The following is a 23,044-nucleotide window of genomic DNA, read 5'->3' as shown; positions in this document are numbered from 1 at the left end:
GCTATGCTATCCTTCAGTAAGTGGACTTCTTTTATCGCTATCTCTTCTTTTTATTGTATCTTCGCGCCCACATATTTTAATAGACCTATAAATTCAGGACATTTTCTTAATTCCCTCCGCAAGTGGCGCAGGGCGGGTCAGATGAACAAATAATAATTTCTATAATAACAATCACACTCAATGAAACATTTCTTTCTAACACTCCTGTCCATAGTACTGGCGCTGAGCGTTGGCACTACGGCTCATGCGCAGACGGGGCAAGCACTGGTCAATCAGTACTTGCAATCGGGCGGCGTGTTCCGCATTGTCGGGAATCGCACGGCCAACTATGTGATGCAGGAGTACAACGGTGCAGCAAGAACTGCCCCACTCTCCGCAACGGACTACTCCCAGGCATGGGTGCTCCGCAAGTCGGGCAATGGTTTCTACCTCCAAAATGCGGCCACGGGCCACTACCTCAAGGAAAAAGACCACCCTACGCCGCAGGCTCTTACGAACGACGGCACGCTCTTTTACATCAAGTACAGCGCAAACAACACGGGCAACAGCACCTTTGTCACCATCAGCACTAAAGCCGACTTCTCCGACAAGTCTTGCCTACACGATGATGCGCAACACAATGTGGTGAAATGGTACGCGGGAGCTTCGCAGGACAACACGCCGTCCGACTGGACTTTGCAGCCGGCCACGGATCTCAATGAGGCTACCATCGTGGGCAACCTCAATCAGGGCTACGTGACAACGCCGACGGTGAATACTTACTACTACCTCGTGAACAAAAGCTACCGCGACCGCGTGATGACAGAGGCCGTTGGCACATCGACCGTTGCAGCAAAGGCGGTGCAGGCCAACAACTTCGCGCAGGTTTGGCAGCTCGTCTCTAAAGGCGGGAATGACTATGCCCTCATCAATGTCCTGACAGGCAAACGCATCAATAATGTGGGCGGTCTGTCGCAAGAATATACCACCTCCACCAATGGAGGCACTTTCACGCTGGCTAAGTTTAACGATAAATGGACTGCCACCTACACACTGGCCGATAAGGGTACCACGCGAGGCCTCCACTGTTCAGAATCGCAGGGCTATTCCGTTGTGGGCTGGCACACCTCTGCCGACGCCACAGGATGGTACTTCAAAACGGCTACCGTTGATCCTGCTGCACTGGCTGCGGCACAGGCTGAATATCAGTCGCTGAGTACGCTGCAAACAAATACCGCGGCTTACACCACAAAATTGGCGAAGTATTTCACCGATGGTTCGTGCTCCGAACTCAAAGTTCCCTACTCCACCATGTCTGCCGCTAATCTGACAACAGCGCTGACAGCCGACGGCTTCCCCGAAACCATTCGCCAGATGGTTCTCAAAGTGAGAAACAACAGTTGGGAGGTCTACAAGACTGGTTGGAACAAAACGGAGAAAACCTTCCGTGTGGGCACTTACAAGCCCTATAGCTATGGTGGCTACGATGGCTGGGCGAAAATCCTAAAACTGGACTACAGATTGGGCCAACTGACAAACCCCACGGGTATCAGCGTGAAAGAGTACGACGTCTTGCAGGTCTATGTTGGTAGCATACCGACCGGACAGAAAGTGAAGCTCGAAATCGTAGGCGAAGGCTCTGCTACGGGTACACAGATAGGACTTAAAGAAGGCTACAACGTGATCTCTTCACCGGCAGAAGGCACCGTCTTCGTCAACTACGACGTAAACAATATCATCAATCCGAACACTTTCACGCCGCTCAGCACTTACGCCCCGGTTAATGTACACATCGAGGGCGGCACAGTAAACGGCTATTTCGACCTGACACGTGGCGACAACGACACGGATTGGGCCAATTTGCAGCAATATCTGCTCAAAGGCAGCAGCGTCTTAGACCTCAAGACGGAACAACTCATCTTCCACATGAACAAAGACCGCGTGACGAGCGCCTGCCCTACGGAGATGACGAAGCTCCTTACTGCCTGGAACACGCTCATCGACTGGGAGCGCGAGATGATGGGACTGGAGGAATACAAGGGCTACTTTAATAGTATGCTCACTTGTACGAGTATCGACCGTAGCTATATGTTTGCCTCCAACTACGGCACTTACTACAATAATGGTACTTTGTCCACCATCATGAATGCTAACCAAATGACCACCAGCGGTGGTGCACTGTGGGGCCCGGCCCATGAAAACGGCCACATCCATCAGAAGCTCATCAACATGATTGGCCAAACGGAAATTTCCACCAATCTCTTCTCCAACATTGCCGTATTCCGCCAAGGCCACAACACGAGTCGCGCCACATCAACTGCCACAACGCTGAAGAACATGGCCAATGGCGTGTTCTGGAACGACCGCGGCCTCTGGGAACGTGTCCATCTCTACTATCAGCTCTATCTCTTCTTCCACGCCACAGGTAAGGACACATCCTTCTATCCGAACCTCTTCAAGGCTTTCCGCAAAGGTCCTGAACTCAATCAGCGTGCCGAAACTTTCGTGCCGGCTACAGAGGACTATCTGCGCTTCTATGAAACAGTATGTAAGGTCAGCGGCTACGACATGACGGAGTTCTTCCAAGCTTACGGCTTCTTTGAGATTCCGACAATGCAAGAGTACACACTGAATGGTACCACACAGAAGGCCTACCACGTAGGAGACTACTCTAACTACTACATCACGATCACGCAGCAGATGATTGACGAATCCAAAGCGCGCGTAAAGGCGATGCACCTCACCAAGAACGGCGGCAACGCTGCCTTTATCGAGGACCGTATCACAGCTCCATTGGCCACCTACGAAGGCCACCAGCCGGGCGAACTCAAAACGGCATTCAGCGACGAAGACGAGAACCTCATCGGCAAGCATGGCGATGTGGGTCAGTACACCAGCTTCGACCAACCCTGCTCTGCCTACGAGTTCACCACATCAGTCACCAATCCCAGAGCCGTCCAGGCTGTGGGTACGGGCGCAGTAGGCTTTAAGGTTTACGACAAGGACGGCAACCTCGTCTTCATGGCCAACACCAATAAGTTCACGCTGCCGGAGAGCCTCGTAGGTCAGCCCTACACCATCAAGGCTGCCCAGGGCAACGGCGAAGATGTGCTCATGACGAAGGGCGAAGACCGCAGCACCATCACTTGGAACGTGGTGGACAACAAGAACAATGTCTTACACACGTTCACCACTAACGACCTCACGAAGGGCACTACTGTGACGACCTACCCCGCTGATATGCAGGCTTACACAAAACGCTTTGTCAACTTCATTCCTGCAACGCCCAACGTGGTGGCTAATGGTAACACAGTGGTCACGGTGAAGTATAATTTCACAGGTCCATTCCAACCTAGCACAACCACAAACTTGCGCTACTACTACCTCAAGGTGCGCGATGGCTACATCAACTACACGGCGAAAGCTCCCTACCTGCTCACCCCTGCCCCGAGTGCCACGAACAACAGTCAATGGGCGTTCATCGGTAACCCCTTCGAGGGCTTCCGCATCCTCAACGCGGCAACGGGTACGCAGCAGTCGCTCACCTTTGGCACTTCCTACAACGGCGGCAACCCTGTTATGGGCACCACCGAAGACCGTTGGGAAATCATTGCCAACCAGAACGACGCTTCGGGCAAAAGCTTTAGCATCAAGGTGAAGGACAAAAACTGCTATTTCAATAAGTACGCCAATGAGGGCTACTTGAAATACTGGCAAGCATCGGCAAACGATGATGCCGGCTCTAATGTGACCGTCGAAGCGGCTCCTACTGCCGAGGAATTCAACGGTTATTTCCGTCTGAAGAACAGCCAGACTAATAAATATATCATGCTGGGCGCGGACGGCAACTTCTCCGTAACGAGCAACAGACCGATGATGAATCCTTCCAACGTTTTCTTGCTCGAACAGAACACGGATGGCACCATCCGCATGAGTCATGGCAACCGCTATGTGGCTAACAACACGTTCAAGGCCACAGATGCGCAGGAACAGGCCTATCCCATCCTCCTGCTTCGCTCGAACGCCAACAGCTATGCCATTTATGCCAAGGACGGCCACGGCTTGGGCAACAGCTATTGGCAGAACAGCAGTGCAAGCGGAGCAAGTCTCAGCTTCCAAACAGGAGATGCTGGTGGTTCGAAATGGAAACTCGAACCGGCCACTACGCTCATCCTCCCGCTCATCCCCTTTGAGAATGCGGCTTACAGTACGGCCTACATGCCTTTTGCCTACACCGTGGACAACGGCATAACGGCCAACATCATCAGCATTGCGGGCAGCACGGCTAAGACAACGGCCATCACCACCGTCCCCGCTGGAACGGGCGTTCTGCTTATCAGTCCGTCGGACGAAGTCACCATGGCCACGCTCAACATCGTTGCTCCGGCTCCGGAACTCACGCAGACCAATGTCCTGACAGGTACGTACACGCCGCAACTGGCCGATGGTTCGCAATACACCTTTAGCGCTGGTCCGGACCAAGATCGCTTAGGCTTCTACATCTACACTGCTGGTGCGCCGCTCAACCCCTATCGCGCCTACATCTCTGCCGCTTCTGCCGCTGGCGTTCGCGCCTTCCTCCTCGACCCACAAACGCTCACGGGCATCACATCTGCCACCGAGGACAACACGCAAAAGGACATCTACGACCTCCAGGGTCGCCGTCTCGACAAGGTGAGCCGTCCTGGCCTCTACATCGTCAACGGTCAGAAGCAACTGAAACGCTAAAGTCTCCATCTCGTCCTTTCCCAAAAGGGAAAGGCGCATAAAGACCTTTATAACAACAGCAGCCACGCAAATTCAAAACATTGCGTGGCTGCTGCTTTTTTCAGACTGATCGGACAAATCAGACCGGTCCGACTGGTCCGACACCATTATTGCTAACAATAATATCCTTGAAACGGTTAAATTTAATATCAGCTTGCCCTATACATTTATAGTAATTGATAATAATTCTATCTATCATTACCTGCGACTTCTTTATTTTGTGATAACTCTTTTTTCTGAATATTGTGCATCATATCTCGTATTTGGAGTGTATTTCTTCTTCGAAGAATGCATCTTGGAGGCATTCATTTCATTAGATGTATCAATATCAACCACGACATACATTTCCGTAGTGCTGACGTTCCTGTATACGCACATAGGCAAGTCGTCCACAGACTTTATAAGTTGAACGCTCTTTACACGGAAAAGATGCTGGCCAACATCTTTACGAGTATGAAATAGCACATATCCAATAGATTGCAAATTCTCAACAATTTCTATGCCGTCCCTTGTGTATTTGATACCAACAGCAAGTTTTCCTGTTGGAAGGAACTTCAGTTTCTTCACATCGTAGTTCTCCATCATTACCATCAAGACCCCGTCTTTTGTTACATCAGCAATAGGTGAATAGCCCTTGGATATAGGTTTTTGAAGGACTTGATTTGGCTGCTCATCAAGTTTGCAATCTGCTACAAAGAAATATCTCTTTAATTCACTTAGCAGCAGTTCATTCTCCGCCTTGTTCGCATCTGTTGTCGTGTCTAACGCTAAAGAATAGACATTTTCGTCCGCAAATGGAGTATACACTTTGCCAAGTAACTCTTTAAAATGTGTCTTGATATATTCTTCTCCATTCACATCTGGATGTGCCTTCATTGCATAGAAGTCGTAATCTTTTTGCAGCCATTCCTGTATTTCTGTACGGAAACGATTACGAATACTCTGCTTCCATTGTGTCTTTTGATCCGTGTTATTTTTTGCATATAATGATAGGACAAAAAGAAAGTTTACATCATAGTGAAACAGGAGCAATGTATCACGGTCAAACAAGCGGTTGTTGAATTGTACTTGTTTGTGTCGATTCTTTTTGCGGTCTGTTTTTTCGATACCATCATTAGTGTAATCAAAATTTTCATCCATCTTGGCAGACACAAAGAAGTTTGGAATGATGTTATATCCTTCCGTCACATCATCACGAAGCCGAATGCCCGACTCCGTTGTTTTGCCACTATTGAAGATGTCAAGATTCCATTGGATGACATTTCTTGCATATGTGTATTGTTTGTAGATGGATTCTGAGCCAAGCTCATGCCCCATCTTATAGTACTTGCTATCACCAATGTAATAAGTCTGTTTGTTTTCACTTTCAATTAGACTCTTGGCTGTGAAGAGATGGTCAACGATTTTTCCGTCCTCTTGTTTTTTCTCCATTCCATCAGGCAAAGGATTGTCACCTATCAGCTCGTCTATGATAGCCTCGAACACAATATAAAAGTTCTTGACCAACAGGTATTCTTTCTGCTCTGTTGTGATGAACACTTGCCTTGCTTCATCAAAGAAGGCATAGCATAACTGCCATAATTGTAGTGCCTTATCTGAGAAATATTTGTACTTAATTTGGCGCAAACGAGTTTTGCCGAAGCCTTTCAAGTACGTTTCAAACTTCTTCCCTGTTATCAACTGAAACTGGCAACAAATCTCTTTCGGGAAACCATAAGTCTCACCGATATAATTTAAAATTGAGAAAAATATAACAAGCAGTTCCTCGTCAAAGTTGATTTGTCGTTTTTTGTTGACAGGCTTCAAATAGATTGGTTGTCCATCTTGCACAATGGCTGTTTGCGTACCAATGGTTCGAGTCCAATTAATTTTGTTCAAGCCACTATGCAAGTTCTTTACAATGAAAAAGAAGAATCTTTGGTTGTCACGGTTGAATTGTAACAACGACAGAAGAATATCAAGATAAGTATTGCTTAATCTGCGTTGACCATTACCAACTTGAGCTATTTGCGAATGATATACAATATCGGTATCATTGCGTTTATCGTTTTTGTAAACCACTATGGCACGATAAATCCAAACAGCAAACTTGTAGAGAAAATTTTTCTCAACAGCATCAAGTGGATTGGTTTCATCCAAGTTAGCAATGCTTTCTGGCTTATACTTTCCAAATACAAGTTCTTGTCCTCCCACATCTTTTAGCAACACCTTGGGCAGGATAAACACACAATCCTTTAGTAGAGTATTGTAGAAATATCCTACATAATGAACGGACACCTTACCCTCAACATTCTCCAAAGCATCAATGCCATAGAGAATGTTCTTTATATTGGCTACGTTGTATTGATATTCTTCTATCAGTATGCGCATTACTTTATAATTTTCTTAATAGTAATACCCCAATCTTTCTCATTTACTAATTTCATGAGAGTATCAGCTTGACCATTGCAGCCGTATCCATCACGAGCAACATAAATAGTTGTTCCATAACAATCTACAGCATCAGAACGCTTACTGTTATCTGTGCGTGAATCAAATTGTTCCTTTGTCTCTATGAAATGAGGTACTATACTGCCTAATGAATTCCATTCTTTATAAACCTCTTGGGCTGTAATGTTTGGATTTAACTTAATATATTCTTTTATACATTCTATAGCCAATTTGTTTTTGGCACATTCTGCGCCATCATTTACAGTAAACTTGTCATAGTTTCTACTGTTTGATTCTGGCGTATTACCGTCCTCATCTTCTATTTCACTTTCCTCTTTAGAGATTTCTATTGGTATGAGCCCAAGGTTTTTCAAGAATAAAGCAACCTTCTCTTCTACTACTTTTGAGTTCTTACCTTCTGAGGTATAGAATTTGTCGAAAGACAATTTACTTCCATCCTCATCATTGAAAATGGCATCACCAAACTCATAGTCCTTAAACACATCATTCCACAGGTAAAAGATAACCTTACCGACAAAAGTTTTTGCCGATATAATGCCATCTTGTGCTTTACAGAAGAAATAACCGAGTTTCTTATCCTCAGAATTAGTTGTAGAGCCTATCTTCTCGTTTATCTTTTCAAGAAACAGCCACCAATCATAGTTATTTCCATCAACTTCTATAATCCAGTTCTTTCCCGCATCAGATATAGGCATGTAAGTCCAATCCCATCGACGCTTGAAAGCTGAGTCTATCGGGAAAAGACTTTGGTCGCTCGTGTTCATGGTTGCCCAAATGTAAAGGTTGCTTGGTAAGAGCAGAATATCGCCATCCAACACTTGCGACACAATATCTTTGCCTTCATACATAGCATTAACTTTGTCTCTTTGGGCAATAGACAATCCTGCAAATGCTTTTAGAAGTTGTCGTTTCATATCTGCATCCGCTTTTATCGGATAATCAGAAAAACCATAATCATTACGGTCAAGAAGTTGGAACAGGTCACCAAATATTTGAGCGCAGTTTCCTCTGTTAATTTCTTCTATGACAAGGTACTGCTTATCTCCCTCATCATATTTCTTCCAAGCATTGACATATGCTTGCAGGAATGATTGAGCCACAAACTCATAGACAATTTGCTCCTTATGTAATGTTGTCGCACCAATTTTCATTGGTTGTCCGAGTTCATCACAAATAGGTAGTAATGCCGTTGTTGGTTTATAAGCGCCCACAAATGTTGAATAATCTGTGTCTGGATGAAATGTCGTACGGATAACATCTTCATCTTTCGTTTCCTCATTGATGGTATGTGACTTACCTGTACCAGGTGCACCATAAAAGATTTGCTGCAAAGAGTTCCTTTGTTCGGACTTATGTCCTTTGTCCTCTGACTTTATTCCATTTCCGTATAGAGAATGATAGTTCGATTGTAAAATCAAAACATAATCTGTCATTTCCAATCCAGAATATAGAGTTTGGAAAAAAGGACCACGGCTTATTTCGCCAGGGGATGCGACAACGCTACCTTTCTTTGCATCAATATTTTCTCTTGACACATCTACACCTATGTTCTTCAACTCCGTTTTTAGTGAACTTTCCAAATACAAAGAGTTTGAAAACTCAATATTTATAGCATGAGTATTGAAACTTCCATAAATAATATCCAATGGTATATTGAATTCACTGGCAAATTTTTGAAGTATGCTCTCAATGGTAATATTATCCTCGAAAGACGTTCTCCGATAAGCCCAAACTGCAATGTCATAGATATTAGGAATGTGTTTACCTTGGTCGTTAAAGTATTTCTCCCATTTGTTAGAAAATACTACATACAAAGAACGCCCACTATTATATTGTTTTTTTGTTTGGCTTAAATTGAATATGTTTTCAAGAAAATTGGAAACACCATCAAGATTTACCTCATAAGAAACAGATGGCTCAATGCTATTATTACATCCTTTTAGCAAAGCCAAGTATCCCCATGACTTATTGGTCATGCAGTCTTGAAATCCTTTATAGGCTTCAACGACGGACTTAACACTTATGTATTTCATTTTTCAATAGTTTTTTCGTAAGTTTTAATCATGTTTTCCATTATCTTTACAATAATTGGAACACTGATTGAATTTCCTAATTGTTTGTATGTCTGAGCATCTGATACGGGGAATACAAAGTCATCAGGGAAACCTTGGAGTCTTTTTGATTCAAGAACAGATAACTTTCTACGAATATCCCATAGCTTAGGTGTCCTGTTGGCTATAATAGTGGGGGCATAAGTGTCAAGACACGAATAAAAAGCCTCCTGTATTTGAGTCTTTGCTAGGTCTCCTACATGAAATCTCAAAGAACCATCAGGTTTTTGGAACGAAAACACTCCATATTTACCCTTCTTTGTATTGGGCTTATACTTGGAGTTGTCATGTTGAATTCTATCACCAGGCTTTGCCTTCGCAAAATGGTAATCAATCCTATCAAGTTCAAATTTAGAAATAGCCAGTGAAGGATTATGATCATTCATATCTACTATATCACGCAAGGTCGGATGACCACCTACAGGTTTCGGCCATTCAAAATTCACATCACTTCTAAATGCGACACAGTACCATCTTTCTCTTTTTTGAGGAAGTCCATAATCTAAAGATGATAGAATAGTCCAATGTGGATAATAGCCAAGTTTCCTCAGACTGTCTAAAACAGTCTGAAGAGTTTTGCCCTTATCGTGTGATTTCAGTCCTTTTACATTCTCAAGAAAAACCATAGGAGGTTTGTGGTATTCCAAAATCCGACACACATCAAAAAACAAAGTACCTCTAACTTCGTCATTGAAACCTTGTTTCTCTCCTGCATAGCTAAACGGCTGGCATGGGAATCCTGCTGTTAGAATGTCAAAATGGGGTATATCCTTTGCTTCAATGGCCTTTATATCACCTGTCGGAATCTCGTGAAAATTCGCCTCGTAAGTTTGTTGTGCAAACTTATCGTTATCTGACGAGAATACACATTTGACATTGTTACTTTTCATGGCAAGACGAAACCCACCTATGCCACAAAACAAATCTATACCCTTATATTTCTTCTTCATCGTTTTTCTATTTCTTCTTTTTTCATTTTGCCTCGTTCTTGAATTCTTCAAACCTCACTAACTCGGCCAGTTCTACATCTAATATTTTGGCTATCTGCATCAGATTGCCTAAGTCGGGTTGACTTGAGTTGGTACACCATTTAGATACGGTTGTTTGGTCCTTACCTAACTGTTCAGCCAACCATTTATTCGTCCGCTGCTTATCCGCAAGAACAACTTTTATTCGATTTAATTTTTTACTTGCCATATAGTAATCATTTCTTCTGGCAAAGGTATAGTTAAATCCTCTATATAAAGAATATCTGGAGTGTTTTTATAGATTATCCGCAATAAAATGAATCTTATTCTATTGTTTTGCATGTGCAAGCAAAAGAGCCTATAAGAAATACCTACATGCCTGGTATTGACTGCCTTCTATCAACGAGGAAAGTTGAAGGCATCAAATAACCAAGAGGAAAGTAATGAAACGAAATGCGAATGAGGCTTTAGGGATAAGAAACACTTTCTTCTACGCCTTTATGCACTTGCATGACTGCCGTAGCACTCAAAATGGCGGAAGAAAAAAAAAAGTCGCCATCTTTCGATGACGACTTCCTATTTTCTTCAGTCGGGGTGACTGGATTCGAACCAGCGACCACACGCCCCCCAGACGCGTACTCTAACCGGGCTGAGCTACACCCCGAAGAAATAGCTTGCGGAACTTATATAGGGGATAGTTCCTTTTAGCGAGTGCAAAAGTACCATAAAGAATGGTACGAACAAAATAAAATCTCAACTTTTTTCCATAAAATCGCTTTTTTCGCCTAACTTCGCCCCTACACATATCTTTATTCTTATGGTCAAGATAGAAAACAAACAGCTCATTGCCACCTTTTCAGAGAAAGGTGCAGAGACAACAAGTTTGAGAGATGCCCAAACGGGGCGCGAGTACATCTGGCAGGGCGACCCCGCTTTTTGGAGTGGCCACAGCCCCATCCTTTTCCCCATCACGGGCGGCCTTTGGAACGGTGAGAGCCGCGTTGGCAACCGTGCCTACAACATTCCGAAGCATGGTTTTGCAAAGAATATGACCTGGCAGGTGGGAGAACAAAAGGCGGAGAGCGTGACGTTCTTCCTCGAAGCTACGGAGGCCACGCGAGAGGTATTCCCCTATGCGTTTCGCCTTGAAGTGTGCTACCACCTCGATGGGCGCACGCTGAAAGCCGACTTTAAGGTGGAGAATCAGGGCACTGAAACTATGTTTTTCCAAATGGGAGGACATCCAGGACTGAACCTGCCGGACTACAAGGAGGGCGGAGGTGTCTGTGGCTACATCCGTCTTACGGGCAAGGCCGACCATCTGCTCCGCGCCGGCGAACAAGGGTGTATCATCATGGACGGAACAACGCCGGCGCGCTACCCCATTCCGCTGACAGAAGAAGGCCTCGTGCCGGTGTGCGTAGACACATTCAGCAACGAAGCCCTTATCTTGGAGCGTCAGGTGGAGGCTGCCACGCTGCTCGACATGGAGCAACGTCCCATAGCCACCGTACGCAGTACGGCTCCCGTCTGGCTTTTCTGGTCGCCACAAGGCGTCCACAGTCCGTTTGTCTGCTTCGAACCGTGGTACGGCCTACCCGATTTGCAGGGATTCAGCGGCCCCATTGCGGAGCGTGCCTTCATCCAGCAGGCTGAAGGCGGAACGACATGGACAGGAGGGTATGAGGTAGAAGTATAAAAGAGAAATCGCTCACCACACTTATTTTCCAAGGGCGGAGGCAGCCAACGTGCGTGCTTCTGCCCTTGCTGGTTTTCCGGTGGCGGTGTGTGGCAAACGCTCCACCCGCACATAGTGGCGCGGACATTCGTAACGCCCGAGGTGCTCACGGCAGTAGCGCGCCAGAGCAGCCTCATCGGCTTCGCCCGCATAGAGCAGCGTGACAGCTTCGCCATACTTCTCATCGGGCACGGCGGTGATCTGAAACGGCACGCCCAAGGCGGCGAGGCGGCGTTCTATCTCCTCCGTTTGCAACTTGATGCCGCCCGAACATATCACATTGTCTTTGCGCCCTAAGATGCGGAACGTGCCATCGGGGAAGAGTTCGGCGCGGTCGTTGGTCTCAAGTGGTGTGGGACAAACGGCGGGGGCTTCGATGCGCAAACAACCGTCCGCCGTAAGGGAGAGTTTCACGCCGTCGAAGGGTTTGTAGCGCTCATCGACCGCTGGCCCATTCAGGCGGCGCAGAGCCACGTGGGAGAGCGTTTCCGTCATGCCGTAAGTGCTCCAAACAGGATGGGGAAAATCGCGCAGTTCTTCGGCCAACGCCCCACTGATGCTGCCGCCGCCAATGATGAGTTGGCCCACCTCGCGAAGTAGGGCGCGCTCGCGCGGCACTTTCAGCGTTTCGAACACCTGCATCGGGGTCATCGCGGCAAAGGTGGGCGCAGTGGTCAGCGTCTCAAACGGATGGGCGGAGGGCTTGACCACCACGAGGCGCAAGCCATGGGTGAAGGCACGCACGCAGACCATTTTTCCCGCGATGTAGTCGAGCGGCATACAGAGCAAAGCCGTGTCGCCCTCCTTCAAACCTAAGAAACGGCAGGTCATATCGGCACTGTGGCGCATCCTCTCTTTCTCCACGCGCAAGAGTTTTGGCTGTCCGGTAGAACCAGATGTTTTCACCGTCAATGTGGGGACTGCGCTCTCCCATTCGTGCCGAAATTCGTTCACTTGTTTCCGAAACGCTTTTGTCCCGAAATCCTCCATCCAGAGCCTTTCGCCGCGTATCTGCAAGGTAGTGGCTTCAAAATTGTTGGTGAACAATTGCCCCGTGCCTAAACCCTGATGACGAACGGGCATAGGTGGCAACTGGCTCACCCATTGCGCCAAGGCGTTGAGTCCCACATTGCTCTCCAGCGCACTCGTCACCCAGTAGCCCACCCCGCGTTTGTCGGCCTCCATCATCCATTCCTCGCAACCGCTGAAGCCTCCGTGGAGGGAGGGCTTGAGGACGATGTACTGCGGGCGTATCTCGTCGAGCAGTCGCTGCCGCATAACGCGGTCGTTGTTACCGATAAGTTCCTCGTCGAGGGCGATGGGCAACGGCGTATTGCGACAAAGTGCGGCCATCTCCTCCCATTGGTTTTGCCGAATGGGCTGCTCGATGCTGTGGATATGGTAGCGGCTCAGCTTTTCCAATCGGCGTGGCGCTTCGTCCACCGAAAAACCGCCGTTGGCATCGACGCGCAATTCGACAGTTTCGGGCGAGAAGCGGGCTCGCAGGCGACGGATGAGGTTCAGTTCACTCTCGAAATCGATAGCCCCAATCTTCAGTTTCACACAATGGAAACCCTCACGGAGTTTTGCCTTCATTCGCTCCATCATCTCATCGTGCGACCCCATCCAAACGAGGCCGTTGATAGGAATTCCCTCCGCGCCACGCGTGAACGGCGTGTCGTAGAGCTGGAGATAATGCCCCGTGAGCGAGGCTTTGGCAGAGCGAAAGGCCATCTCAAGACCGAAGAGGATGGACGGATAAGGGCGGAGGGCCTCCGTATCGAGCCGTCCAGCCTCCACCACCTCGCGACAGATACGCCGCAGCGTTGCTTTGTAATCGCCGTTGTAGTCGCAACTCAAATGGGGGAGCGGGGCACACTCTCCCAGTCCGCGAGCTATACGCCCTTCAGTTTCATAGGTGAGATCGAGATACCACACCTTCCGCTCTTTGTAAACACCGCGTGAAGTACCCGCCGGTTGCTTAAAACAAAGGGTGCGCGGAATGATTCTGATGTTCATGGGAGTTTTGTTTTAGAAAGAAGTTCTCGGACGGGTCGGACGGGTCAGACCAGTCGGACTTGTCGGAGAACCATAGCTGTTTGTTGGTAGTCCTCTTAAGGCAGTTTCGGGAATTTCTTGAAATCGGGTTTGCGCTTTTCGAGGAAAGCGCGACCACCTTCGTGCGCCTCATCGAGCATATAATAGAGCATGGTGGCATCTCCCGCGAGTTCTTGAATACCGGCTTGTCCGTCGAGCTCGGCATTTAGGCCGGCTTTGATCATGCGCAAGGCCAGGGGCGAATGCTCCATCATCTTCTCCGCCCAGCGTACCACCTCGTCCTCCAGTTCCTCGAAAGGCACCACTTTGTTTACCATGCCCATGCGCTCTGCCTCTATGGCCGAGTATTGGCGGCACATAAACCAGATTTCGCGCGCTTTCTTCTGTCCCACGATGCGCGCCAAATAGGACGCGCCAAAGCCAGCGTCGAACGAACCCACTTTCGGGCCTGTTTGTCCAAAGATGGCGTTGTCCGAAGCTATGGTGAGATCGCACATGAGGTGGAGAACGTGTCCCCCGCCAATGGCATAGCCGTTGACCATCGCAATGACGGGTTTGGGCAAAGAACGTATCTGTTTCTGCACGTCGAGCACATTGAGACGGGGCACGCCGTCGCCACCGACATAACCGCCGCGGCCTTTGACATTCATATCGCCGCCCGAGCAGAAAGCCTTATCGCCAGCACCCGTCAGGACAACGACACTGATTTCGGGGTTCTCCCGACAGATACGAAAGGCATCGCTCATCTCCCCCACCGTTAGCGGCGTGAACGCATTGCGCCAGCGCGGCCGGTTGATGGTGATCTTGGCGATGCCATTATACATTTCAAACAATATCTCCTTATACTCTTTCAAGGAGGTCCATTCTCTTGTCATAATTATAGGGTTTTTGTTTTCTTATTGGGGTTCTCGGACAGGTCGGACCAGTCCGACTCGTCCGACCTGTCCGACTGGTCCGAAAACATCCTTCGCTGCTGGTCAGCTCACAAAAAGCTCCAGAATTTGCGGCCTATCGGAGGGAACTGTGAGCAGGCTTTGGAGAGCCGCAGCAGCCTCGGAGGGCGTGGCGGCATGGAGATAGCCGCAGTTGTAGCTTAGGCAGATGCCCTCAGCTGTGGCACAGTTGCGCCCCGCAATATATTCTTCGTGAGCCGGCGAGTTGGACAGTCCCGGCAGATGGCGAAAGATGCCGCCACCTCCATTGTTGAGGAGCACCACCCGCAGGCGACCGTCGAGACGAGCATTCCAGAGAGCATTCACATCGTAGAAGAAACTCAGATCTCCGATGCAAAGAAGCGCCGTTCCCTCGGCGCGGAGCGAATAGCCCGCAGCGGCGGACATAGAACCCTCAATGCCGTTGACACCTCGGTTGCAGAGAACAGGGAAACGGCCGCCGTCGAAGAAAGGTTGGGCATTGCGCACCACGCTACTATTGGCCAGATGCAGCGAACCGATACCGTGGTGCGCCACCGCCTCGGCCACGAGTTGCAGGGCCGTTGTGTCCGTCAGTTTCTTTATTGTGTCGCGCCGCAGAACCTTTGTGTCAGCTGACGGCCTTATACTGTCGGCTGACGCAATAAGGGTATTTTCGAGCAGCGCGTTGATGCGGACCACCGCCTCCTTTTGTTCCATCGGCGCAGCATTGAGTTGCGCGAGGAAGTCCGCTAATGTCGTCCGACAAATGCGGTGGAGGTGGAAGAAAGTATCGGGCATGGCGTCCGTCGGTTCAAGGCGAATTACGCGCAGGTCAGACTGTAGGCGCAAGTGTTCCTTCACGTCCTTATTGATGAGATTGCCCCCAGCCGAAATCAGTAGGTCGATGTTGGAGAGCAAGTCTAAGTGGCCATTACGCAGAGCGTTCATGCGCTCCGTTCCAGAGCAGTTGCTAAGCAATTCGGGGAGCACGATAACGCGCCCGCTCTTTGCCAGTCGTTGCACCTCCTCCGCCACGTTCTCTCTGCTTTGCCCAATGAGCAAGGCGGGGCAGCGCGCAGCGGCCACCTCCTGCAACGCCGCTTCCAAGTGGGCGGGAGCGGGGCGGAAGTCCTCCAGAACGAGGCGTTCCTCGAGCAAACGCTCCTCCTCGAAGCGGAAGAGCGGCGGCGTGAGCGGTATGTTGACATGCACAGGCCGCCCACCGTGGCGGCGCGTTGAGAGCAGCGCCTCGTTCATAAGGCGGTTGCAATGCCAAGCATCGGCCTCGCTGCGCAACTCTGGCAACTGAATCGTTGGCGTATAGGGCTGGAGCGCGCCGACCTGCGGCAGCGTTTGCCCGTCCAACTGACCGAGGAGCATCTCAGGGCGGTCGGCCGACACCACAAGGAGCGGCACGTGCTGATAGTAGGCCTCAGCCACGGCAGGCAGCACATTGAGCAGTGCAGAACCGGAAGTGACACACACCACTGTGGTGCGCCCCGTCCGGAGGGCGATGCCGAGCGCCACAAAGCCGGCCGAGCGTTCGTCCGTTACGGGCCACACGCTCAACTGCGGTTGGCAGCAATAGAGATTGTGCACCAACGCGCCATTGCGAGAGCCGGGACAAACCACAGCATCTGAAACGCCAAAAGAAAGAAGAAGGGAGGTGAAGATGGAAGCAGCACTCCGCCCCGTGTCCTCGCCTGATGGGGAGGCCGATGAAGGAGAGACCGAAGTCGCGGAGGCTTCGGCGGAGAACTTTCCTACACTGCTATATTTTTGTTTCATTTGTATCGTTCGTTAGCCTAAAGAAGGTTATCAGGTGTCCTTTTTTGCGCCCCAACAACGCTATCTGTCGCACTACTCTTCGCCTGAAAGCGTTGCGGAGGAAGGTGCTGTGAGATGCTCGAGCGGAGCTGCCATTTTGCGCTGCGTTTCCAGCCATTCGTCTTCTTCGTTGCTCTCGAGGAGGAGTCCGCCGCCAGCGTGGAAACGCAAGAGGGAGGGCATCACTTCCAGGCAGCGCAGATTGACGTAAAGGCGCGTTTCGTGGAGCAAATTGAGCGGGCCGCAAAAACCGGCATAGTAGCGGCGCGGCTCCGGCTCACACGCAAGAATGGCTCGGCGAGCGCGCTCCGTTGGCACTCCACATACGGCTGGCGTGGGGTGCAGGCGCGAAAGGACAGTTCCCACGCCGAGATCCTCGGGAAGCAGAAAGCGGAAATCTGTTTCGAGGTGACAAATGGCCCCTACTTTGCGCACGTATGTCTCACTCTCCTCTGGTTCAATCATCAGCTGGCGGAGCTGCTCGCGAACATACTGCGCCACGAGGCGCTGCTCGCGGCGGTTCTTCTCGCTCCACGCATCGAGGGGCACACACGCTCCGTCCGCACAGGCCATAGTGCCGGCCAACGCCATCGTCTGCCACGCGCCGTTTTCGTGCGTAAGCAGTCGTTCGGGGGTGGCTACCAGCCAGCAACCCGTTTGAGGGGTTTGGAAAAGTGATACAAAAGCATGGGGATGCGCCGCACACGCGGCAAAGAAAAAACGTTCTAACGCTTCGTTAGAAAGAGGAGGAATGGGCATTGTGGCCGTGCGTGCCAGCACCACCTTATCGCATTGCCCCATCCGCAGCACTTGCTGCATGGCGCGAAAGGCTTGTCCGTAAGTTTCGCGGTTCTCGCTGCGCCGCGCCGCAGGCAGCTCGAAGGTAGTTCCCTCGGGCACAACGCCTTCCCGCACCTCTTCTGGTTCGAGCAAGACAATGGGCGTTGTTTCGTTTGGCGTGAAAGGCGCAATGAGGAATCCTGCTCGCCCATCGGCTTCTTCTACCGACGGCAGTGTCCCCACTGCTCCCTCGCGGAACAGTCGGACATACGAGCGTTTGCCCGGCAGACGATAATAAGCAAAACTTGGCATATCGCGAAAGTACGAAAAAAGCGCAAGAGTAGGGCATAATCTCGCGTTTTTTAGTTGCGCCCAACGCTTTCAGGCACCGCCTTACGACTTTCAAGCATGAACTTTCCAGCCAAAAAGGGATGGAAAAGAGAGAAAACACACAGATTTGAGAAGACGTGGGAGGACATGAAAAAAGCCACAAACTTGTGCTGAATTTTGCAAAAGTTTGTGACCGTTTTTATAGCAGAATTATTATGCTGCTTTTGGCTATTTTCTGGCGTATCTCCCACTGTTGGTCAAAACGCCTCAATCTTCCCAGAGCAGAGAGCTTTCGTCGGAGCCCCAGCCTTCAGAGCGCGTATTCCCGGCTTGAGGACCAGGTTTGCGTTTCCCAGGATTGTGCTGGCCTGTACCGGGCGACATATTCATCAGTGGAGCTTCCTCACAAAAGGAATAAACGGCGATAACGGGTGAGGCATACGGTTTCTTTCTCATGATTATTTCTTTTACCATCTGTAATAACACTATTTATTGATAGATATAAGGGAAATGTAGTGCTGTTTTTCTTGCAAGAGGCGGAGCACGCTTTGCTCGAGCCTTGAGCGGAGAAACTTTCTCATTTCCTGCTTAAAAGCGCGCAAATATATGGGTTATTCTTCACCAAGCCAAATAAAACGATGCGAAATCTTTATTTCTGCTATTTAGAAATAAAGATTTCGCACATTTTGTAAGATAGAGTTAGCGACTTTGTGCTATCTCCCCACTGCCGTAGCAACGATGATGGTGGGCATCATAGAGACAAGCAAACTGACCTGGGGCGATGCCTTGAACATCTTCGGCGGAGATGATTTTATAGCGCCCGCGACTGACGAGGAGACGGCCGGGGGTGAATTCGGGAGTATGGCGCACCTTGAAGGTGATATCGTATTCGCCGTCCTCCGCAAAGGGGTTGAGCGTAAGGAAATTGGGCTGACTCACGAAGAACTCGCGCCCATAGGCGGCTTGCGTTTGGAAACCGTGAGACACATAGATGATGTTGCGGCGAATGTCTTTGCCCACAACGTACCACGGGCCGCCGCCGAAGCCGAGGCCTTTGCGCTGGCCGATGGTAAAGAACCAATAGCCGGGGTGCTTACCGATGATGTTGCCGGTTTCCTTTTCCACTACGAGGCCTTCTTTCTCACCGAGATATTTCCGTGCGAGTTCGGAGAAGCGTATTTTTCCTAAGAAGCAGATGCCCTGGCTGTCGTGGCGATGTGCCGGCGCGAGGTGTTCGCGTTCGGCAATGTCGCGCACTTCCTCCTTGAGGAGATGGCCGATGGGGAACATGATTTTGCGCAGTCCGAGGTTGTCGAGCTGTGCAAGGAAGTCGGTCTGATCTTTCACAGGGTCGGGACTGGTGGTGAGCCACACGTTGCCGTCGGTGTCGCGTTCGGTTTGGGCGTAATGGCCCGTAGCCACGCGGTCGTACTCATGTCCCACGCGCTGCTCGAAGACCCCGAATTTGATGTATTTATTACACATCACATCGGAGTTGGGCGTTAGTCCTGCCTTTAGGCGATCCACGATGTAGCCCACAACATATTCCCAGTATTCCTTTTGCAAGTCGATAAGGTCGAGGCGACACCCATACTTTCGCGCCACAGTCGATGCCATTTCCCAGTCTTCCTCAGCAGAGCAATCCCACTCCCCTTCAGGTCCTGAACCAATTTTGATATAGAAAAGGTCGGGCGTGATGCCTTGTTCTTTCATCAGATGAACGGCCACAGCACTGTCCACTCCGCCACTTATCAGTCCGGCATATCTCATAATTCGTTGTTTTTAGGCTGCAAAGATAATAAAAAGACGGGAGAGAGGGATAAGACCCAGAAAGCCCCTACAGGAAGCCCCCTCCATCTCCCCCATGAGGGGGAGTGCTCGGCTGCCACTGGTTTGGGGCTCGGACTGGTCCTCTCAAGAGGACCTCCGACCTGTCAGACTGGTCAGACCAGTCCGAGAACCAATCCTCTCAAGAGAATCTCCGACCTGTCCGACTCGTCCGACAGGTCAGACCCTCAAGAGAATAAGGCTGTCAGCTGACACAATAAGGATGCTGGCTGACACAATAAAGCTGTCAGCTGACAGCCTTATTGTATTTTTCTTTTTGTATCTTTGCAACGTGAAATATTGGCACTTTACGCGCCAGAAGCATTTGTTTTAGGATGAAAGTCATCGATCTGATTCGACAGAACTCAAGTACGGCCTTTTCCTTCGAGGTCTTGCCACCCAAGAAAGGGAGAGGCATCGATGGACTGCAACGCACTATCGAACGCCTACGCGAGTTCGATCCGAAATATATCAATATCACGACGCACCACTCGGAGTATGTCTATTCCGAACAACCCGACGGCTCGTTCCGCCGCTCTACCCTGCGTCGCCGCCCGGGCACGGTGGCGGTGGCCGCTGCCATACAACACGAATATGGCATTACGGCTGTGCCACACATTCTCTGTCAGGGCTTCACACAGGAGGAGACGGAGTATGTGCTCATCGACCTCCAGTTTCTGGGCATCGAGAACCTCCTGCTGCTGCGCGGCGACAAACCTCGCGACGAAAAGATGTTTGTTCCCACGCGTGGCGGCTATGCGCACACCACTGAACTGCAAGAACAGGTCAATGCTTTCAATCGAGGAACATTTCTCGATGGGTCGCCCATCGAAACTGATATGAATTTCAGCTATGGCGTGGCCTGCTATCCGGAGAAACATGAGGAAGCGCCCAATCTGGAGACCGATTTCGCCTACTTCCGCAAGAAGGTGGAACTCGGAGCAGACTACGGCGTGACGCAGCTCTTCTACGACAATGCGGCTTACCTTCGCTTCTGTCAGCGCGTGAAGGAGGCGGGAATGGATGTGCCGGTAATTCCAGGTATCAAACCGCTCACCCGCCTTTCGCAACTGACAGCTGTGCCAAAGACTTTCCACTGCGACTTCCCCGAACCGCTGGCGCACGAGGCTCTCAAATGCCGCACCGACGAGGAGGCCAAAGCTCTCGGCATAGAATGGGCCGTGAGCCAATGTAAAGAACTCATCGCTGCCGGCGTACCGAGCATCCATTTCTACACAATGAGTGCCGTGGACAGTGTGGCTCAAATTGCAAAACAAATCTATTAAGCTCTCAAGAAAATGAACATGGACGAGGTCATAGGTCAGGAGGGTGTGAAACGCCTCTTACTCCGCCAGTTGGAGGAAGGGCGCGTGCCTCACGCACAACTCTTCTGCGGCCCTGCGGGAAGCGGAAAACTTCCCATGGCTTTGGCTTTTGCCACGGCGCTGCTCTGCCAACAACGCCAGGGACTCACTCCGTGCGGACATTGCAACGACTGCGCCATGACGGCCCACTTCGCGCACCCCGACCTCCACTTCATCTTCCCCATTTTCAAAAAGAACTCCTCCACCAAAGCCGTCAGCGACACCTTTATCTCTGAATGGCGCACACTGCTCTCTGAAACGCCCTGGATCAGTCGCAACACCTGGAACGACCGCCTCGGCATCGAAAATCAGCAACCTGAAATCTACGAAAGTCAAAGCACAGAAATCATCCAGAAACTTAGTCTTGTGGCACAAAAAGCCGGCGGCTACAAAGTCGTCATCGTATGGCAAGCCGACAAGATGAACCTCTCCTGCTCCAACAAACTCCTCAAAACGCTCGAAGAACCTATCGGGCGCACGGCCTTCATCCTCGTGAGCGACCAGCCCGAGAAGCTCCTGCCCACCATCCTTAGTAGGGTGCAGCGCATCGACTTCCCCGCACTTCGCCAAGAGGACATAGAGCAGGCTCTCTGCCGCCAGCGTGGCCTTCAAGAGGCCGACGCGCGCACCATAGCCCGCAGCGCGAACGGCAACTACACTCTGGCACTCCAGCAGCTCGGAGTGAACGCCGACGCGGCCACGTATTTCGATATGTTTGTGCTCCTCATGCGCCGCTGCTATATGCGCGACATCAAAGAGCTTTCGCGCTGGAGCGAAACGGTGAGTACCTGGGGACGAGAGCGTCAGAAGCATTTCCTCGACTACTGCCAGCGACTCATCCGCGAGAACTTCATCTACAACTTCCGGCAGGCGGAACTCAACTACGAAACGCAGAAGGAGGCCGACTTCAGTCGCAATTTCGCGCGCTTCATCAATGAGCGCAACGTCATCGGTATCATGGACGAATTTTCACTGGCACAGCGCGACATCGAGTCCAACGTTAATCCGCGCATGGTCTTCTTCGATTTTTGCTTAAAGCTAATCGTATTACTCGTTAAGTGAATGTGCTAATGTGAGAATGTGCTAATGTGCTAATGTGACGCGAGCAAGCTCGCTAATGTGCTAATTGAGAATGTGCTAATGTGAGAATGTGCTAATGCAAGAAAGCAGGGAATGGATAGACAAAATAATGACACAATCTGACGCGAGCAAGCTCGCTGATGTGCTAATGTGCTAATGCAGATGCAAGAAAGCAGGGGATTAAAGACTAGAATAATACAAGTAAACAACAATATAACGCTAAAACACACCTTATCTATTTATGGAGAATACTGGAAACCGCATTGTGGACATAAGCTTTGAGTTCGCGCTGAACGTCATTAAGTTCACAGAAATGTTAGAGGACCAACGCATCTATCGCTTGGCCGACCAATTGTGGAGATCGGGAACATCTATTGGTGCAAATATCGAAGAAGCACAATGTGCTGAGACGCGGCTCGACTTCATCCACAAACTCAAAATTGCCGCCAAGGAATGCGAGGAGACAAGCTACTGGCTGAAAATTTGCCGCCGACACGAACGCTACCCCTTCGATGAATCCCTTTGGCAACAAAACGAAGAAATCAAACGAATACTGAGCGCCATCATCGGCACCAGTCGTAGACGTCTTAATAATAGGAATAGAAAACAATAAAAATAGTGCACACGGCGATCTGACGTTTCAGCTCTAAAATAAGTGCATAAAGCAACAACAACCGCTACCACGCATTAGCACATCAGCGAGCTGGCTCGCGTCACATTAGCACATTAGCACATTGACAACAGCTATACGACACAGCAACCGCGCCCACGCATTGGCACATTAGCGAGCTTGCGCGCGTCACATTAGCACATTAGCACATTGACAACAGCTATACGACACAGCAACCGC

15 protein-coding genes and 1 tRNA gene are annotated in these 23,044 nt (G+C 49.9%); 5 read left to right on the top strand and 11 right to left on the bottom strand.

Going from position 1 to position 23,044, the window contains the following annotated elements; all coding sequences use genetic code 11:
- Positions 1-180: 180 nt before the first annotated feature.
- On the top strand, positions 181-4,707 hold the full coding sequence (locus tag ABLA33_RS00455; protein ID WP_347718803.1) for a M60 family metallopeptidase: 4,527 nt from the start codon (positions 181-183) through the stop codon (positions 4,705-4,707).
- Between the two features lie 252 nt (positions 4,708-4,959).
- Here the strand turns inward: ABLA33_RS00455 and ABLA33_RS00450 are convergent, their stop codons facing one another.
- The 5 genes from ABLA33_RS00450 to ABLA33_RS00430 all read right to left on the bottom strand — a co-directional run bounded on the left by ABLA33_RS00450 (position 4,960) and on the right by ABLA33_RS00430 (position 10,940).
- The gene (locus ABLA33_RS00450) at positions 4,960-7,116 is read right to left on the bottom strand and encodes a restriction endonuclease (RefSeq protein WP_347718802.1); all 2,157 of its coding nucleotides are present in this window, start codon (positions 7,114-7,116) and stop codon (positions 4,960-4,962) included.
- Positions 7,116-9,230: an AAA family ATPase gene (locus ABLA33_RS00445; protein WP_347718801.1), complete on the bottom strand. Its 2,115-nt coding sequence runs from the start codon at positions 9,228-9,230 to the stop codon at positions 7,116-7,118. Before ABLA33_RS00445 ends, ABLA33_RS00450 begins: the two co-directional genes overlap by 1 nt.
- Positions 9,227-10,258, bottom strand: a complete 1,032-nt coding sequence (locus ABLA33_RS00440) for a DNA cytosine methyltransferase (protein ID WP_347718800.1) — start codon at positions 10,256-10,258, stop codon at positions 9,227-9,229. Before ABLA33_RS00440 ends, ABLA33_RS00445 begins: the two co-directional genes overlap by 4 nt.
- A 22-nt stretch (positions 10,259-10,280) precedes the next feature.
- On the bottom strand, positions 10,281-10,505 hold the full coding sequence (locus ABLA33_RS00435; protein ID WP_347718799.1) for a helix-turn-helix transcriptional regulator: 225 nt from the start codon (positions 10,503-10,505) through the stop codon (positions 10,281-10,283).
- A gap of 360 nt (positions 10,506-10,865) precedes the next feature.
- Positions 10,866-10,940, bottom strand: a tRNA-Pro gene (locus ABLA33_RS00430).
- 153 nt (positions 10,941-11,093) lie between these two features.
- On the opposite strand from ABLA33_RS00430, the gene ABLA33_RS00425 reads away from it, so the two are divergent.
- Positions 11,094-11,975 (top strand): aldose 1-epimerase family protein, encoded by an 882-nt coding sequence (locus ABLA33_RS00425; protein WP_347718798.1) that lies wholly within the window; start codon positions 11,094-11,096, stop codon positions 11,973-11,975.
- Between the two features lie 21 nt (positions 11,976-11,996).
- On the opposite strand, the gene ABLA33_RS00420 is transcribed toward ABLA33_RS00425, so the two are convergent.
- The 6 genes from ABLA33_RS00420 to mnmA all read right to left on the bottom strand — a co-directional run bounded on the left by ABLA33_RS00420 (position 11,997) and on the right by mnmA (position 19,693).
- Complete coding sequence (locus ABLA33_RS00420; protein ID WP_347718797.1) at positions 11,997-14,033, bottom strand: enolase C-terminal domain-like protein; 2,037 nt, start codon at positions 14,031-14,033, stop codon at positions 11,997-11,999.
- 95 nt (positions 14,034-14,128) lie between these two features.
- Entirely contained in the window at positions 14,129-14,947 is an 819-nt protein-coding gene (gene menB, locus ABLA33_RS00415) for a 1,4-dihydroxy-2-naphthoyl-CoA synthase (RefSeq protein WP_347718796.1), read from the bottom strand.
- A 102-nt stretch (positions 14,948-15,049) separates the two neighbouring features.
- The gene (gene menD / locus ABLA33_RS00410) at positions 15,050-16,774 is read right to left on the bottom strand and encodes a 2-succinyl-5-enolpyruvyl-6-hydroxy-3-cyclohexene-1-carboxylic-acid synthase (protein WP_347718795.1); all 1,725 of its coding nucleotides are present in this window, start codon (positions 16,772-16,774) and stop codon (positions 15,050-15,052) included.
- 72 nt (positions 16,775-16,846) lie between these two features.
- A complete protein-coding gene (locus ABLA33_RS00405) occupies positions 16,847-17,905 on the bottom strand; it encodes a chorismate-binding protein (protein ID WP_347718794.1) in 1,059 nt (352 codons plus the stop codon).
- Positions 17,906-18,190: 285 nt separating this feature from the next.
- Positions 18,191-18,379, bottom strand: coding sequence for a hypothetical protein (locus tag ABLA33_RS00400; RefSeq protein WP_347718793.1), 189 nt, complete (start codon positions 18,377-18,379; stop codon positions 18,191-18,193).
- A 243-nt stretch (positions 18,380-18,622) separates the two neighbouring features.
- Complete coding sequence (mnmA, locus tag ABLA33_RS00395; protein ID WP_347718792.1) at positions 18,623-19,693, bottom strand: tRNA 2-thiouridine(34) synthase MnmA; 1,071 nt, start codon at positions 19,691-19,693, stop codon at positions 18,623-18,625.
- A 392-nt stretch (positions 19,694-20,085) separates the two neighbouring features.
- Here mnmA and metF point away from each other — a divergent pair, with 392 nt between their 5' ends.
- The 3 genes from metF (at position 20,086) to ABLA33_RS00380 (ending at position 22,807) form a co-directional block, all read left to right on the top strand.
- On the top strand, positions 20,086-21,036 hold the full coding sequence (gene metF, locus ABLA33_RS00390) for a methylenetetrahydrofolate reductase [NAD(P)H] (RefSeq protein ID WP_347718791.1): 951 nt from the start codon (positions 20,086-20,088) through the stop codon (positions 21,034-21,036).
- Positions 21,037-21,048: 12 nt separating this feature from the next.
- Positions 21,049-22,176, top strand: a complete 1,128-nt coding sequence (holB, locus tag ABLA33_RS00385; protein WP_347718790.1) for a DNA polymerase III subunit delta' — start codon at positions 21,049-21,051, stop codon at positions 22,174-22,176.
- Positions 22,177-22,435: 259 nt separating this feature from the next.
- The gene (locus ABLA33_RS00380) at positions 22,436-22,807 is read left to right on the top strand and encodes a four helix bundle protein (RefSeq protein WP_009348044.1); all 372 of its coding nucleotides are present in this window, start codon (positions 22,436-22,438) and stop codon (positions 22,805-22,807) included.
- Positions 22,808-23,044: the final 237 nt, after the last annotated feature.

Source organism: uncultured Alloprevotella sp., assembly GCF_963536905.1.
GTDB lineage: Bacteria > Bacteroidota > Bacteroidia > Bacteroidales > Bacteroidaceae > Alloprevotella.
Note: the sequence above shows the minus strand (reverse complement) of the source record. Positions and strands in the feature narration are given on the sequence as shown.

Coding starts and splice junctions, on each gene's coding strand:
- ABLA33_RS00455 (WP_347718803.1), top strand. CDS start 181: ATGAAACATTTCTTTCTAACACTCCTGTCCATAGTACTGGCGCTGAGC.
- ABLA33_RS00450 (WP_347718802.1), bottom strand. CDS start 7,116: ATGCGCATACTGATAGAAGAATATCAATACAACGTAGCCAATATAAAG.
- ABLA33_RS00445 (WP_347718801.1), bottom strand. CDS start 9,230: ATGAAATACATAAGTGTTAAGTCCGTCGTTGAAGCCTATAAAGGATTT.
- ABLA33_RS00440 (WP_347718800.1), bottom strand. CDS start 10,258: ATGAAGAAGAAATATAAGGGTATAGATTTGTTTTGTGGCATAGGTGGG.
- ABLA33_RS00435 (WP_347718799.1), bottom strand. CDS start 10,505: ATGGCAAGTAAAAAATTAAATCGAATAAAAGTTGTTCTTGCGGATAAG.
- ABLA33_RS00425 (WP_347718798.1), top strand. CDS start 11,094: ATGGTCAAGATAGAAAACAAACAGCTCATTGCCACCTTTTCAGAGAAA.
- ABLA33_RS00420 (WP_347718797.1), bottom strand. CDS start 14,033: ATGAACATCAGAATCATTCCGCGCACCCTTTGTTTTAAGCAACCGGCG.
- menB (WP_347718796.1), bottom strand. CDS start 14,947: ATGACAAGAGAATGGACCTCCTTGAAAGAGTATAAGGAGATATTGTTT.
- menD (WP_347718795.1), bottom strand. CDS start 16,774: ATGAAACAAAAATATAGCAGTGTAGGAAAGTTCTCCGCCGAAGCCTCC.
- ABLA33_RS00405 (WP_347718794.1), bottom strand. CDS start 17,905: ATGCCAAGTTTTGCTTATTATCGTCTGCCGGGCAAACGCTCGTATGTC.
- ABLA33_RS00400 (WP_347718793.1), bottom strand. CDS start 18,379: ATGAGAAAGAAACCGTATGCCTCACCCGTTATCGCCGTTTATTCCTTT.
- mnmA (WP_347718792.1), bottom strand. CDS start 19,693: ATGAGATATGCCGGACTGATAAGTGGCGGAGTGGACAGTGCTGTGGCC.
- metF (WP_347718791.1), top strand. CDS start 20,086: ATGAAAGTCATCGATCTGATTCGACAGAACTCAAGTACGGCCTTTTCC.
- holB (WP_347718790.1), top strand. CDS start 21,049: ATGAACATGGACGAGGTCATAGGTCAGGAGGGTGTGAAACGCCTCTTA.
- ABLA33_RS00380 (WP_009348044.1), top strand. CDS start 22,436: ATGGAGAATACTGGAAACCGCATTGTGGACATAAGCTTTGAGTTCGCG.